23 protein-coding genes and 2 pseudogenes are annotated in these 13,725 nt (G+C 41.8%); 21 read left to right on the top strand and 4 right to left on the bottom strand.

Annotated features, from left to right (window positions below):
* From RM049_RS38155 to RM049_RS38235, 17 genes and pseudogenes are all read left to right on the top strand, one after another.
* Positions 1 to 401: pseudogene (locus tag RM049_RS38155) on the top strand (ATPase); the annotation flags it as partial.
* Between the two features lie 156 nt (positions 402 to 557).
* Positions 558 to 905 carry a hypothetical protein gene (locus tag RM049_RS38160; protein WP_322707950.1) on the top strand — a complete coding sequence of 116 codons (348 nt, stop codon included), beginning with the start codon at positions 558 to 560 and terminating at the stop codon, positions 903 to 905.
* A gap of 13 nt (positions 906 to 918) precedes the next feature.
* The gene (locus RM049_RS38165) at positions 919 to 1,479 is read left to right on the top strand and encodes a WGR domain-containing protein (RefSeq protein WP_322707951.1); all 561 of its coding nucleotides are present in this window, start codon (positions 919 to 921) and stop codon (positions 1,477 to 1,479) included.
* A 197-nt stretch (positions 1,480 to 1,676) separates the two neighbouring features.
* The gene (locus tag RM049_RS38170; protein ID WP_322698367.1) at positions 1,677 to 1,874 is read left to right on the top strand and encodes a hypothetical protein; all 198 of its coding nucleotides are present in this window, start codon (positions 1,677 to 1,679) and stop codon (positions 1,872 to 1,874) included.
* Complete coding sequence (locus RM049_RS38175) at positions 1,871 to 2,215, top strand: hypothetical protein (protein WP_322707952.1); 345 nt, start codon at positions 1,871 to 1,873, stop codon at positions 2,213 to 2,215. The genes RM049_RS38170 and RM049_RS38175 overlap by 4 nt, the downstream gene beginning before the upstream one ends.
* Before the next feature lie 15 nt (positions 2,216 to 2,230).
* Complete coding sequence (locus RM049_RS38180; protein WP_322698365.1) at positions 2,231 to 2,443, top strand: hypothetical protein; 213 nt, start codon at positions 2,231 to 2,233, stop codon at positions 2,441 to 2,443.
* Between the two features lie 7 nt (positions 2,444 to 2,450).
* Positions 2,451 to 2,690, top strand: a complete 240-nt coding sequence (locus RM049_RS38185) for a hypothetical protein (protein ID WP_322698364.1) — start codon at positions 2,451 to 2,453, stop codon at positions 2,688 to 2,690.
* A complete protein-coding gene (locus tag RM049_RS38190; protein ID WP_190937372.1) occupies positions 2,674 to 2,835 on the top strand; it encodes a hypothetical protein in 162 nt (53 codons plus the stop codon). Before RM049_RS38185 ends, RM049_RS38190 begins: the two co-directional genes overlap by 17 nt.
* Before the next feature lie 2 nt (positions 2,836 to 2,837).
* On the top strand, positions 2,838 to 3,200 hold the full coding sequence (locus tag RM049_RS38195; RefSeq protein ID WP_322707953.1) for a hypothetical protein: 363 nt from the start codon (positions 2,838 to 2,840) through the stop codon (positions 3,198 to 3,200).
* Positions 3,197 to 3,475 carry a hypothetical protein gene (locus tag RM049_RS38200; protein ID WP_322702373.1) on the top strand — a complete coding sequence of 93 codons (279 nt, stop codon included), beginning with the start codon at positions 3,197 to 3,199 and terminating at the stop codon, positions 3,473 to 3,475. The genes RM049_RS38195 and RM049_RS38200 overlap by 4 nt, the downstream gene beginning before the upstream one ends.
* Positions 3,476 to 3,608: 133 nt before the next feature.
* A complete protein-coding gene (locus tag RM049_RS38205) occupies positions 3,609 to 3,854 on the top strand; it encodes a hypothetical protein (RefSeq protein ID WP_163938182.1) in 246 nt (81 codons plus the stop codon).
* 235 nt (positions 3,855 to 4,089) lie between these two features.
* A complete protein-coding gene (locus RM049_RS38210; protein ID WP_322707954.1) occupies positions 4,090 to 4,509 on the top strand; it encodes a hypothetical protein in 420 nt (139 codons plus the stop codon).
* Positions 4,499 to 5,209: a hypothetical protein gene (locus RM049_RS38215; protein ID WP_322707955.1), complete on the top strand. Its 711-nt coding sequence runs from the start codon at positions 4,499 to 4,501 to the stop codon at positions 5,207 to 5,209. Before RM049_RS38210 ends, RM049_RS38215 begins: the two co-directional genes overlap by 11 nt.
* A 163-nt stretch (positions 5,210 to 5,372) precedes the next feature.
* The gene (locus RM049_RS38220; protein ID WP_322707956.1) at positions 5,373 to 5,789 is read left to right on the top strand and encodes a hypothetical protein; all 417 of its coding nucleotides are present in this window, start codon (positions 5,373 to 5,375) and stop codon (positions 5,787 to 5,789) included.
* Between the two features lie 3 nt (positions 5,790 to 5,792).
* Positions 5,793 to 6,509: a hypothetical protein gene (locus RM049_RS38225; protein ID WP_322702368.1), complete on the top strand. Its 717-nt coding sequence runs from the start codon at positions 5,793 to 5,795 to the stop codon at positions 6,507 to 6,509.
* A gap of 11 nt (positions 6,510 to 6,520) precedes the next feature.
* Positions 6,521 to 8,347 (top strand): hypothetical protein, encoded by a 1,827-nt coding sequence (locus RM049_RS38230; RefSeq protein ID WP_322707957.1) that lies wholly within the window; start codon positions 6,521 to 6,523, stop codon positions 8,345 to 8,347.
* A 17-nt stretch (positions 8,348 to 8,364) separates the two neighbouring features.
* The gene (locus RM049_RS38235) at positions 8,365 to 9,030 is read left to right on the top strand and encodes a hypothetical protein (protein ID WP_322707958.1); all 666 of its coding nucleotides are present in this window, start codon (positions 8,365 to 8,367) and stop codon (positions 9,028 to 9,030) included.
* Positions 9,031 to 9,069: 39 nt separating this feature from the next.
* Here RM049_RS38235 and RM049_RS38240 read toward each other — a convergent pair whose 3' ends face one another.
* Both RM049_RS38240 and RM049_RS38245 read right to left on the bottom strand, forming a co-directional pair.
* A complete protein-coding gene (locus tag RM049_RS38240; RefSeq protein ID WP_322707965.1) occupies positions 9,070 to 9,363 on the bottom strand; it encodes a TetR family transcriptional regulator C-terminal domain-containing protein in 294 nt (97 codons plus the stop codon).
* Positions 9,252 to 9,500, bottom strand: coding sequence for a hypothetical protein (locus RM049_RS38245; protein ID WP_322707959.1), 249 nt, complete (start codon positions 9,498 to 9,500; stop codon positions 9,252 to 9,254). The genes RM049_RS38240 and RM049_RS38245 overlap by 112 nt, the downstream gene beginning before the upstream one ends.
* A gap of 31 nt (positions 9,501 to 9,531) precedes the next feature.
* Here RM049_RS38245 and pyrC point away from each other — a divergent pair, with 31 nt between their 5' ends.
* Complete coding sequence (gene pyrC / locus RM049_RS38250; RefSeq protein ID WP_322707960.1) at positions 9,532 to 10,560, top strand: dihydroorotase; 1,029 nt, start codon at positions 9,532 to 9,534, stop codon at positions 10,558 to 10,560.
* Positions 10,561 to 10,939: 379 nt separating this feature from the next.
* Here pyrC and RM049_RS38255 read toward each other — a convergent pair whose 3' ends face one another.
* Positions 10,940 to 12,013, bottom strand: a complete 1,074-nt coding sequence (locus tag RM049_RS38255; protein ID WP_322707961.1) for an IS4 family transposase — start codon at positions 12,011 to 12,013, stop codon at positions 10,940 to 10,942.
* 264 nt (positions 12,014 to 12,277) lie between these two features.
* On the opposite strand from RM049_RS38255, the gene RM049_RS38260 reads away from it, so the two are divergent.
* Positions 12,278 to 12,442, top strand: a complete 165-nt coding sequence (locus RM049_RS38260) for a hypothetical protein (RefSeq protein WP_322707962.1) — start codon at positions 12,278 to 12,280, stop codon at positions 12,440 to 12,442.
* On the opposite strand, the gene RM049_RS38265 is transcribed toward RM049_RS38260, so the two are convergent.
* Positions 12,439 to 12,636, bottom strand: coding sequence for an NblA/ycf18 family protein (locus RM049_RS38265; RefSeq protein WP_322707963.1), 198 nt, complete (start codon positions 12,634 to 12,636; stop codon positions 12,439 to 12,441). The genes RM049_RS38260 and RM049_RS38265 overlap by 4 nt on opposite strands.
* Positions 12,637 to 12,773: 137 nt before the next feature.
* On the opposite strand from RM049_RS38265, the gene RM049_RS38270 reads away from it, so the two are divergent.
* Positions 12,774 to 13,016: a hypothetical protein gene (locus RM049_RS38270; RefSeq protein WP_322707964.1), complete on the top strand. Its 243-nt coding sequence runs from the start codon at positions 12,774 to 12,776 to the stop codon at positions 13,014 to 13,016.
* A 426-nt stretch (positions 13,017 to 13,442) separates the two neighbouring features.
* Positions 13,443 to 13,725: pseudogene (locus tag RM049_RS38275) on the top strand (transposase); the annotation flags it as partial.

A 13,725-nucleotide genomic window follows, 5' to 3' on the forward strand; every position in this document is an offset into this window, starting at 1 on the left:
TTAAGCGCAAAGGTAGGTTTGATGAGGCTTTCTTTGTTGATCTTCCCACAGAACCAGAGCGAGTCCAGATTCTGGGGATTCATCTACAACGTTTTGGCATTCACTTGGAATCGGAGTACCTCGAAGCGATCGCAGCCTCGACCGCAAAGTTTTCAGGCGCAGAACTGGAAACCCTTGCTTCGGAAACTGCTCTGCTGGCATTCGATGAGGATAGATCGCAGCAGGTAACACTTGCTGATCTGGAAACCTGCCGTCAAACCATTACCCCACTTGCGATTCAGGACGCTGCGGCAGTTGAACGAATGCAATCCTGGGCATCCACCGCACGACGGGCTAATAGTCCTGTACAAGCGGCGAAAACTCAATCCTTGCGTGCTGCTAAGTTTCGGAATATGAACTGATGAAATAATCCTGGGTAAAGGGGAAAGGAATGAAGAAAACACTCTTTCCCCAACCCCAGTTCCCCTTTCCCTTCTTGATGGCGATTGTCTCCTGATTTTACAGGGGCGATCGCTTTCTCAAATCCAACAATCAGTAAAAGAGAAGGTGAAAAAAAGATGACAACAGATTTAGTAACTTATTACGGTCAAACAGACTTGATTAACCGACTGGTTGAGAATTATGGCGCATATTTAGAGAAATTAAACAGAGAAACAAAATTGTTGCTTCGGACGGTGTTAACAAATTATGTATTGATGCGAGAAAGGCATGAGCCGAGCAGTTACACACTAATAGAAGCTTCTAGGGATGCACTTTTTGTCACATTTCTGGGTATGGATACGCCACAACTTTTGGTAGATATTTGCTCACAATTAAATGGGCTAACAACACACGAAGCGGAAACAATACTTGAAGCTCTACAACATCAAATTAGATGGGGGAACGCCCGTCAAGTCGTGAATTGACAAGATAAGAAACATGGAAATCTATTTAGTCTTTGTTGATGCTATCAAGAACAGCAATAAATTCTGGAGTGCCAAGGTCGAAAATAACAATTTAATTGTTGAATGGGGACGAGTTGGTTACAAGTTTCAGACTAAAACTCATTCTTTAATGAGTAATCAAGAGGCTGTTCTCAAATATCGGAATCTGGTAGCCGAAAAAATGATGAAAGGCTATAGAAGAAGTCAGCCCCAAATCGATAGTAATTGTGATATTTACGAAATTGAAAAAGCGATTCAACTGTTAGATATACTACGTCCTTGTGTTACCGAACGTAAATTCAATGATATTTACGTTAATGCTCTCAATCAATATCTAAAAATAGTGCCAACACCTTTAGGGATGCAAATTGATTACCACAGAGTTTACCGCACAGTAGCAGATATTGACTATCAGCGAGAGTTACTTGATTCTCTGTTAGCAACACCTGCACCACAAGCTGCTGCGGTGGCTGCTGGTCATGCCCCTGAAGCAACAGCAGAAACGGCAGTTGTCAGTCTCAAGACTATCAGTAAGAACTTCTGGCGACATTTGTAATTTTAGAAGCGTCACTGTGTAAGAAAAGCCAAAGCATACAAGCACTCTGCAACAAATCAATTTGACGAACTGGAGAATTTCTAATAACTGAAATTCACCTTTTAAATTCACAAATAATTTAGTCAAGCATTAATACTGCTTGGCTATTTTTTTCACCCAGCGCTTTGCTTCCTACAAACCACAACAGGAAAGACATTATGCCTAAAAAAGCGAACCCAGTCCCAAAAGACCATTCCCAATTATGTCTTCAGTACCTCCGCCGTTGCGGTGGCAGTGCTCGGTTATGCAGTATCAATTTTAGCTTGGGAGTAATTCAAACATTGGTCAATCAAAGAAGAGTAAAGATTACGAATACAGGTGCAGGTTTCTATGTTCAATTGGAGGATATAAAATGACTAATCACAAACAAGTTGTTTACCAATCTCAATTAGAACACAAGAGTAAAATGGTTTTTCGTCGCCGTATTAAGAGAAGATTCAACCCCAGAATTATTCTCGACCGCACCATAGAAACAACTGCAATTGTCTCTCTGCTCTTAACTGGATTCTCTGGAGTAGGGGCAATGGGGTGCTGGGGGCTAGAAGTAATCGAGTCCAATGCTGACCGCAATATAATCATCTCTGGTTGGGAGCAACAGAAAAATATTTGCCTGGGTGCAATGTTGGTCAGTTTTTCTGCATTCTTAGGCAGTTCTTTAGTCGGAGCAAGCCTCAGTATTCAACAAGATAAATTTTAGGGAAAGAAACGGGCAATGAAAGAGTACAAAACTAAACATGGCGGCTACAAAATCGAGACTACGGAATTATCAGATGGTGCTGTAGATGTTCATGTGGGAAAAACAGAACTGCTAAAAACAACTTGGGCTACTCCTACGACTCAAACATTTGATAATCATACCCAGGCTGTTCGTCACGCCAAAAATGCTATTGATAACGGCGAAATCGATTCAGTTTTTCAAGGTTAAAACACTAATGGAAATCAAGTTAACTACATCAGAGATTCGGACTATCTTACAAGGCTGTCAACATACATTGCGGCTTGTTGGCAGTAGCCGAGATTATTGCAACATTCAGTCTTCGCAGTATTTCTCTACATCAAAAAATGTGGTGCTAAATGATGCGTTCAATATTTTAGGAGAAATAGTGGATGCAATTGATCAGGTGGAGCAAATTAATCAACAAGGAGAACCTAAATATGGAGCAGGAAATTAAAAATGCAGTCGGTTTGGGTAGCCCAGAACTGGTAATAGAGTCAAAATCGGAGCCGGAACCAAAACCGGAACCAAAACCAACAGTAACGATTTATGATTTTGCCGCTCTGTTATCTAAGCACGAACCACCCAAAAAACAGCAATAAATATGAAACGACCAGTTTTTCTCTCTTGTATTAGTGCAGCAGCAGCAACAATTATTTGTGGATATTTCGGCACTCAATATCTCGGCAGAAATATCATGTACGTCATTAGTGGAGCAATAGCCGGGACTGGGATCACAGCATTCATGGTTGACCGAATTACTGGTCAAAATGAAATTGACCAAGTTATGTTGCGCCGACCTCGACCTTTAAATAGACCCACCAGTTGTATAGGTTGCAAATACTATCACGGGATCTCTTACAACGGCTCCCCTTTAATTTGTTCTGTTCATCCAGAAGGCATTGAGGACGCGAAATGCCCTGATTGGCAAGGCTTTCAACTATCTAAAGAAGGAGCAATAATATGACGTTAACTCTAGATAATCGCTCTCGAAACAAAGAATCGTCTCTGACGCAAGCATTACGGCAAATACAGCAGTTAAACTCCAAGATTGCTGTGCTAGAGCAGCAGCATCAAGATTATGTGCATCAGCAACAGAATTTGATTGCTGCGATTGCCGAAATCTGTGTTTCTCCGATCCAGGAAGTACAGGCGCTGCGGATTCTGATTTATCGGGGAGAAGCAGCTTGTCGGCAGTACCTACGTTCAGTGTTGGTTAAACAAAGTCAGGCTTCAAAATGACCATAGGGGAAATCATTTGCCCAGTTCATATAAAAGAGCCTTGCATAAATTAAAGCGATCGCCGCCGGACAAAGAGGCGATCGCTTCTGCCAGAAATGGCAGTTACCCCAAAACTTAACTTTTGAGCTAAAGTATGAACGCACAAACTGAAGAAATCAAAGAACTTGACCCATTAGTTTTTTGTGAAATTTGGGGATTAAGTTTTGAAGAGGCATCAGGATATTTAAATATTAGAGCCAGAACAATGACAGCTTATGCCTGCAAAAAATCGTCTAGAACTCATCGTCAACCATCTTCGAGAGTAAAAGCTTTAGCCGCAATACATCATAATAAATGGTTGAAAGAAGGTAAGAGTTTTCGCTCCGAAGGAGCTTGGTAAATATTGCACTGAAAATTTCTAAGTTATCAACAAAGTTGTCAACAAAGTTGTCAACTTAGTAGCTTGAACCGCTTGGCGCGGTTTTTTATTATAAAAGAGCAAGGTCAATAGACAGTCAATAGACGCTGATCATTGATATCAATATGGACATCCATATTGATATCCATATTGACACTTAGATGCTACGGATATTGACTATCTTTTTGAGGCTATTGATACGGATTTGACTAAGTTCATGGAATCAGGATGGAGAAAACAACTTTTTAATCAAAAACAAAGCCAATCAGGGGTAAATCCATTAGTTTTACCAATGTCAAAAGCCAAAGCTGTGAAGATTTTAGGTATTTGTCCCCGGACATTAGAACGATGGGCAAAAGTCGCTTCTTTGATTCCAGAGTATAGATTAATACTTCTAAGGATGCAGGCATTAGCCCAAGAGAAAAATCTCCGTGCTGCACCGATCACATCTTATCAAGTGTGGGTGATAGCAAAGATTGGTGAATTGTTTGGAGATATCACTCAAGGGATTGACAAAAAAGTTCTTGTCGAAGCAATTGTTGAAGCAAATAAAGTCCAGTACACCCGCGCCCAGTTTGAACAAGAGCAACTGAAATTTACATCACAAGTATTAGGAGAGACACATCATGTCGGATAGCATATTTACTCGTGCAGAATTATTTGAATTATTGAGTGCTAACTACAAGCCAGAGCAAATCATTGCTGGGTTAGAACAACTGGCTCAGTCAGATCCAGCTGTTGATCCAAACGCCCAAGAATTTCCTGTGGATATTAGCGATCGCTTAGAAAAGTTGTTCAATCTAGCGCAAGCAACCCTCGACAAATCGAAGCTGTTAGGAGGTAGCAGCAATTTGGCGAATATACAGACTCATGCAATAGACATGGCCACTGAACAATTACAATTTGCTGGAGTCAGTCGGGAAACGTTTAAAGCATTCTTGGACATTGTGGCAGGTAAGACTGTTGCTCAAGCGCTGGCAGTTCATGAGTTTGAGCAAGAATTGTTTGATGAAATCACCAGTGAACTTGATGCTCGTTCATTACAGCGACGCACAGAGCAAGGTTTTGATGAAATAGCGTTTATTTATCAGTTGGCCAAAAATCCTGAAATCAGGCAACAAATTACCCAAGAGTACGGGTTAAAGACTGGGGATGAGATTAAGCAACAAGTTCAAACCCTCACTACTGCTGCAACTGTTGGTTTTGACCCGAAAGCATTTTTAGACGAATTAGGAGTGCCGACATCAGAAAAAAAGTCTACACGACCTGCGACAATTCAGGATCTGAAAAATTTGACACGCTCTTTGTTGAGCGAGAAATTCCAATCTCCAGCTTAAAATGGCGCAAGTTCTTCAATGAGAATCTTTTCGGATTCTCAGTCATTTTTTTTCTAGTTTGCATTGGGCTGTCTGTTTATGTTCGTGTTATTAATGCACCAGCACCCCAGACAACACAAACTATCGGACGGCAACAACCGTAAAATATTTTGGTTGAGTGGCAATGAAATACCAAAAGCAAGCGATGTTGGGATTATTGGGCATGGGGTTAATCGCAAGTCCTTGGTTATCACAACTGCCAGCCCAATTCAAAACTTACTCTCACGGCATCACGATTCGAGAGTCTGAAGAACTAGAACGCATTAAAGCCGAGCAAAGGGCAGAAACCGCCGACAAAATTAACTCTCTTGGAGTTACGCCCTCATTCAGTAAGTTACGAATTAGGAACTATCTAGACTCGAAGAAACGTAACCCTAGACCTGATACTACCGGTTATTTAGAAGATGAAACAGTTTTTGTGTATGACTCAACTGGTTTATGTATTGGGCGAATTGAACAAAGGCAATGGAAATGGAAATGGAAATATCGGTTCAAAAATGCTTGTAAGAATTCGCCACTGTACCAAAATTCTCGTGATTGATTTATGAAATATCTCACTCCAAACAAATCTAATTCACAACCAAAACCAGAATCATCACCACAAAAAGAGCCGAAAAAAGGAGGGAGTGACTACTTAGAATTATTAGCTCGGTGGATTGTGGCATTAATCTCACTGCCAGTCATCTTTATCTCACATATCATTGCCCAATTCGTTACCCCAGGCACACCCGGATACAAGCTTGTTGGTGCGATTGGTTTTTGGATTGGGACACTTCTTTCTACTGATAGCATTTGGCAAGTTTTATTCCAGGGAAAACCGATTTTTCCCTGGTTTGAAACAGAATGGATTGGTTGGTTTGGTTGGTTACAACTCCTATTTAATCCCTTGTTTTGGATTAGCTTCGGTATCTCTGCACTAGTGCAAGTGATGGAAGCTCGAACCTTACGTGGTAAAGACCCACAACAGGCCAAGAACGAGTTTGAGGAATCAAAACAATACACACTCGGCAGTAAACCGAATGGCAATATCGACCTGACAGTGGCATTGTGGGGTGATTATAAAGCTGCTGGCATGAAAGAACGTCATACAGGGGGAGCGATCGCACTGTTTTTCTGGGTTCTGGATCTGACTACTACCTTCGTTGGTCGCAATCCCTTCAGATATACGAACCCAGGTTTGATTTTGGCTTGCTTTGCTTACAACGTAGCTTCAATGATGGCAGGCGAGATTGGTTACAACATTTGGAAGTTGACTAAGTAAGAGGGATTCACATGCATCAACAAATACCAATGCTCGGTACAAAAGAAACGGCACTTTTACGTGACGACTACCCCAGCATTGAGTATTTGGAAGCTGGGAATACCGCCTCTTGGTTACAGGAACGTCAAGATCAGTTATTAGTCCGCGCCAAAGATGAGCGTAATGGCATGAATCTGGCGAAGTTCATCACACTGGCCACAGCTCTTACTGGCGCAGTTTGTTATGCTACCTCTCCTCTTGCTCCCATCGGTGCAGTCGTAGCTGGTGTTGGTTATCTGTGGTCAATTGTTCAGGACTTAAACGATACCCATCAATTTGCACCCATCCCTTTTATTCGTGGTGACTTCTTTGCTTTCCTTTCTGCAATGGGTGATAGCGTCGCACGGGCTGAATATTTCGCTAACCAAAATGAACTGGCTGACTTGATGCTGCATCTGGAGCCAATGTCTAAGTATGAGTTTGCCATGCTCAAGCAATCATCTCATGTGGTGTGTGAATACTTGAGCGCCGTTGAGCCAGGAAAAAGATTTTACGCTTACCGTTGGTTACTTGATTGGTTTATTCAGCTACGTGGGCAGTTTCCCACCCGTGAGCAATTGTCTGGGCATTTAGCGCAAGTGACAATTGACCCACGAGTTAACTACCAACAAGTAACAGTTATTCAAGAGGCGATACAACCACAAAACCTTGGTATCCCACAAGCTCGATTTGCTCAATTACCAAATCATGCTGTGGGAGCAAGGGTTGAAGAGGACAAGGAGCAGGGTGCGGGGTGCATGGGAGAGAATCTTTCCCCTCTGCCCCCTGCTCCCTACCCCCCTGCTTTTCCCTCTCCAGTCAATACCGAAATCTCTACCTACACCACTAAACCCAAAGTGCAGTATGACCTAATTGGGCATATTGCTAAGAAAGTGACAAATATGCTGTGGGTTGGTGTCCCTGGTTCTGGCAAGGGCATCACCATTAGCAATGCAATCGATGCTATTAAGCGATTGCATCCTGGCATACACATCTTTTATATTGACCCCAAAGGTGACGAGAAAGAAACTGGTTATTTCAAAGGTCGTGTTGATACTTTTAAACGGGCTAAAATCCTAGAAATGTCCCCGGTCGAAGCGGTTAAATGGGTCAAAGAATGCTTTACCGAGTTCCAGAAAATCTCCGGCCCAAAGCTCATCATTTTAGATGAAGGTACGGCTGTTTGTTCCAAATTTAAAAATACCAAGGGTGAGATTGGTTGGCTCAAAGACAAAATCATCTCTTACTGTTCTTGCGGTGATAGTTCCGGTTGGCATTTCTGGATTGTCGTGCAGAACCCTCACACGGATGACTTGGGCATTTCTGGCGGTTTGCGATCCCAGTTAACGTCTGTGGCGTTGGTTCATCCTGATAACGTCCCAGCTTATAACGCCATGATTGCCACTCAACTCATACCTAGCGATCGCAAGATTACCTCAACCCAAGTAATGGAGATTGCTGCACAATCACCAGTCGGTCGAGCAGTTTATTACGGCGGCATCAATGAATGGATACCAATGCCTCTGTTAAAGAATTTCTCTGGTTATGACCGGGATACCAAAAACTTTATTGACTCTGCACCAAGTAATAAGCAAACCTCTCAAGCTGAAACTAAGGAGTCTTGCACATCAACAACCCAAGCTCAACAGATGTTGGCGCTTTTGGAGAATACGAAAGCCAATTCAATTGATGAGTTTATCCAAACCGAGTTGAAATTAGACGGAGTTCCACCAGAACTAATCCGTTTGGGAATTGAAAAATTACTCCAAAATTCACCAATTAAATACAAATTCGACGGCTGCGATAGTAATCAAAATTAAAATTTATTGAATAACTTATGCGAGACAATAATCAAAGCAACTCCCCCTCAAAAGCCTCAAGCTCTTTAGAAAAATTAACGACAAGTGTTGTTAACTTTATTAACAGTCTCTCTCAAAGCTTTAGACTATCAGAACGCGAACTACTAGTTCAACAACAGTGGCTACATAATATGCAGACTAGTAAGTTCCTCAAAGAACAACAAGATTTCATTAATGAAGCTAATCAACAGATGCCTATACTGTTAACTTCCAAGTCAAGATTAATAATTCTGGAAGCAATACTTGTCACTCGTGCCAAAAATGGGCAACCTATAGATGATTTAGTGACGGCAATTGAAGTAGTCAGAAAGAACGTTATTGACATAGATATCCAGTCCAATCTCAATTTAGAAAAGGAGCAAAAAACTCAACTTCAGAAAACTAAAGATACCCTAATTACACATTGTCATCAATACGAATTACCTATTCTGAGTGAAGTTGGTAATTTAATCACTGATGCCCGAAATCTTATATTAGTTGTGCCCTTAATTTCGGCTCTATTTGTTTTGATTTTGCCTTTTACTAACCCAAGGATCTGCAATTCTTGGGAGAACGCTACTGGCACTTATGAAAACAAAAGTTTGTTTTGTCAACTTTTAAATGATTTGAATCGTTTTTTTCAAGACTATCAGAAGCTCCAATGAATCTTCTAGCCCTGGCAACAATCACTGGAGCGTTGGTGTTTAAGATGGTGTCAATAAAGCGTTGATATGCCGCCGCACGAGATATTGTTGTTGATCTGCGGAGAACTGTTCAGGACAAATGACAACACCAGTGCCAATGCCATCCACTAGGGCAATGAGTGCATTGGCTTCGAGGGTTAAATTAAGATCGGCTCGAATCACTTTGGCTTTCTGTAAGTCAGCTAACTCTTGACAAATAATTTGCCGTAAGAAGTCATAGCGTTTTCGGTGTTCCTGGACGAGGCGATCGCTTGCTTTAAAGCCTTGATAGCCTCTGTATACTGCTGTTGAGATAACTGTAGCTTGGACAGCTTTTCGAGAGCGAAACCCTTGCGCTTAAGAGTTTTGAGGTCATTAGGAGCAAACTTGAGTACAGTATCATAGATAGCGATCGCCCCATACCATATCTGGATGATCGCCCCTATTTTCATGAGGCCCTTGTTGCCGTTTTATAATGAAAGGATGCAAAAGCTTACCATCACCCGACCTGACGATTGGCATCTGCATCTCCGCGACGGTGCAGCACTGAAAGCGGTTCTGCCCTACACGGTGCGTCAGTTTGCCCGCGCGATCGTCATGCCGAACTTGAAGCCCCCTATCCGCTCGGTGGTAGATGCAGCAGCCTATCGCGATCGCATCCTCGCCGCCATTCCAGAGGGACAACAGTTTGAGCCATTGATGACGCTCTACCTCACCGACAACACCAGCCCCGACGACATTCTCCGGGCGAAAGAATCCCAGTTTATCAAAGCTCTCAAGTACTACCCAGCCGGTGCAACGACCAACTCAGACTCCGGTGTGACGGATATTCTTAAGTGCGATCGCGTCTTTGAAGCGATGCAGCAGGTGGACATGCCGTTATTACTGCACGGGGAAGTGACCGATAACGATGTTGATACGTTCGATCGCGAGAAGGTGTTTATCGAGCGACATTTAATAGAACTCAAGCAGCGATTTCCCAACCTGCGGGTGGTGCTTGAGCATATCACCACCTCCGATGCGGTGCAGTATGTGCTGTCTGCCAACACCATCGCGGCAACAATTACGCCACAACATTTGTTGTTTAACCGTAATGCCCTGTTCAAAGGTGGCCTTCGCCCCCATTTTTATTGCCTGCCCATTTTGAAACGGGAGGAGCATCGTCAGGCTTTGTTGCAAGCGGCAATATCGCTTAATCCGAAGTTTTTTCTAGGTACCGATAGCGCTCCCCATACCCGCACCAGCAAAGAAAGTTCCTGTGGTTGCGCGGGATGCTTTTCGGCTCTGCACGCCCTTGAGTTGTATGCCGAAGCATTTGAAAGCGTGAAAGCCCTGGATAAACTGGAGGCGTTCGCTAGCTTCTATGGCCCAGATTTTTATCAACTGCCGCGTAATACCGAGCGAATTACCTTGTCCAAAACGACTTGGCGCGTTCCTGATGAAATTCCATTTATGGAATCTGGGCTTGTACCTTTGGGGGCGGGGCAGGAAATGACATGGCAAATAGTATGACATTTGCATTGTGCATCAGCCGTTGTGGAATCCTGTCGGTTAACTTAGGCCAACAATTAATTTGAATCCTGGCTCAAATTTGAGTCTGCGAATCTTCCATTTTGAGTGGCGATCGCTTCAAGGGGCGACAATCGCCTCTAAACCCTGCAAGCTAAAGGTTTGGGAGGCACAGACCCCCTGAAAAAATTTGTGTGCTTATTGAGAATGAACTGTACAGTTATTAAGGGGCTACCTGTAGGGTACAGTATTAATGGTAAAAAAGAACGGTCTCGTAATTTGACCAAGACCGTCGAAATAATGCTGGCATCATTTTATCAAAACTTCTTAGAAAAATACCTAAATAAAGCACAGTTAATCACTTCAAGGGGCGACAAGCGAGTTAAAGTGCTTGCTGTATAAGCTTCATAGCCCTTAAACCTCGCTGATAAAATGCCTGCTTATTGCGAATGGAACCAACCATTTCATCAACCCATGCTTGACACTCATGCCAAGCAACTATCCAATTTTGACCATATAAACCTATCCAAAAATCACTGTGTCGTTTAGAAGTTCGATTTTTTTCTTCTTGGCGACAAATATAAAATTGTTGTTTTTGTAATTTAGTTCTTTGTCCATGTAACCAAGCACTCGTTAAGGCTAAAGCAATTAAGAAAATTAAACGAACAAGTCTATCAGGGCTAGCTTTAGAACCTTCCAGATTGTAACCACCTGTTTTACAATCTTTAAACATAGCTTCAATGCCAAAACGTTGACGATAGATAATGAGGGCACTTTTCAGGTCAGGCAGATTGGTTAATAAATACCAAGGTTCTTTATCTTGTTTACCTCGGTACTTCCTTTTCCAGTAAACTGCCAAATTCAAGCGACCAAAGCCTCGTTTTTGAGTCAATTTGATATTGGTATAAAATTGGCGGATATCTGGATAAATAGGAATGGTATTTAAAGGTTGAAATGAGCGTCCTTTTTGACGGAAAGTCGTGTCCTGTTTTTGGCGGAATACAAAGCTGATGTTCAGTCTATGCAACCATTGTGCTAATTCTATACTGTGAAATTCTCTATCGCCAATAATCACTAATTTATAATTCTTTAACAACCGAATCACTGGACGTAATACTTTTTGCTGCTCTTGTAAATTACTGCTGCCATCCTTCTCTAATAAACACCAAAATACTGGCCATGCTCTTTTTTGATAAATCACACTAACCATCAAAACATTATTCTCTTTCCATTGTGTTCTATCCAGTGCGACAATCACTTGTGAACCAGCTTTGATTTGCTTGCTAATCATCTCTTCAATGATAGGAAACCATAGCAGTACCACACTCAATGCGTTCAAAGTTAAAAATCTTTGTAAATGCCGTCTACGACTGTTTTGTTGTATTGGTAACGGTAGGGTCGCAGCCAGTCTTTCTATCCTGACTTGCTTTTGATTTTGTAGTAGCCATACCAACATCTTCAGTATAATTAACTGTGATTTATTTAGATACTTTTCTAGGAACTCTTGATAGAATGAGGGCAACATTATGGTGACGGTCTTGTTTAATGGATGAGACCGTTCTTTTTTACCATCAAACTGTACCCCATAGATAAGCGCTTAATAGCTGCACCGTTTATTCTCAATAAGACTACCATTTTTTCAAGGGGTATATGCCTCCCAAACCTTTAGCTGGCTTGGTTTTGTGATGATTGTCGCCCCCTCAACGTTAGCACAAAAGAGATGACCACACAAGTAATTGACATAATATCCTTTGACATTCCCCAAACACTCACCCAGGTAGAAAGTGCTGCTATTCAAGGTTGCAAGGGGAGCAATGCTGAAAATGCAGCTTGGGCTTACCAGTGTTGGCTCTTTCTACAGTTGACGGCAGCAAGTTTGTTTTAACCCAAGATTGAACCTGAACCAACTTCCCATTGATATTTGAGCAGTTCCTGGTAAGTCTTTTCCCTTATCATCATCTGCTTATACAGCATCAGCGAGAACTCTTGAGCTTGTTCACGAGACATCTGCTGCACTTGATCAGAGAAAGTTCTAAGGCTAAATTCTTGTTCTAAAGATAATTCAATGGGTTGATTCATCGCTTTTATTACCTACTCTATTTATTTGGGGCAAATATTGCTTTATATGAATATATATTACGATAACTTTACAAGAACCAAAGGGGAGTAAACCGTACTGGCGTAGGTTAGAAATACCGTATCTGCTGCTAAAAACCTTGATATCACTCCATTGTGGCAACCCAAGTAAAAACTTAAGTTCTAAAGTTTCTTACCAAGAGGTTTTTAAAAGCATTTTTAGCCTCTGCTTGCGGCTGGCGATCCTGTTGAAGGAGATGGGCAATACTCTGGGCAAGAATGGTGAGCGTTGCGGCGTGATGCTGGAGTTTGAGGATGCTTACCCCAGAAAGTTTGCTCAACTGCTTGTCGATGCGCCGCAGTGGACTGAATGGATGGCGTAAGAAAGTTGGGCACAGAAAGTGATCGCTAAAAGGTCAGTTCCTCCCAAGCAAAAAGAACTAACTCTTATCCAGCAAGGTGCATTTCTCAGCTATCCCAGTCTCGAGCAAACATAAAGTGTGAAACCAACCGCTTTATCTTGAAGTTACTAAATTTATTTTCCAAATTTACAAAAAAGCGCTAGTAATTTGAATTCAACAGGACTTACGCAACTGGCACAGGCGAACGCTAAACTATAGTATTTTTGTACTGTGAAAAGTACCGCAACTGGCACGGGGCGATCGCTACTTGGTAGTACAATTGTATTATCAAGTTTTGATTCCGAAAGCTTTGTCTAAGCATAAGAAGTCGCTGCAAAAGGAAACAAAGAGTGAAATATTCATGAGAAAATAGATAGAGGTTGTATTAGATAAATGTTGCTTACGGTAATGAGATTTACAAAACTTAATTACTGCCAATACTTATTAAGTAGTCAAATTAATTATACAATTACCAATTTAGCAGAACATTTAAACTGTATTAGCCATGATGCAATAAACTATTATTTGAAAACCGAAAAGTTAACACCTCGGTTACTATGGGATAACGTGAAAGAGGTAGTTGAGCCTGATACCAATGGTTACATCATATTTGATGATAGCGTTTTAGATAAAAGATATTCTGAAGAAATAGAAATAGTCAGGAGACAATATAGTGGTAATGAGCATGGTG

The organism is Nostoc sp. DedQUE04, assembly GCF_034530995.1.
GTDB lineage: Bacteria > Cyanobacteriota > Cyanobacteriia > Cyanobacteriales > Nostocaceae > Nostoc.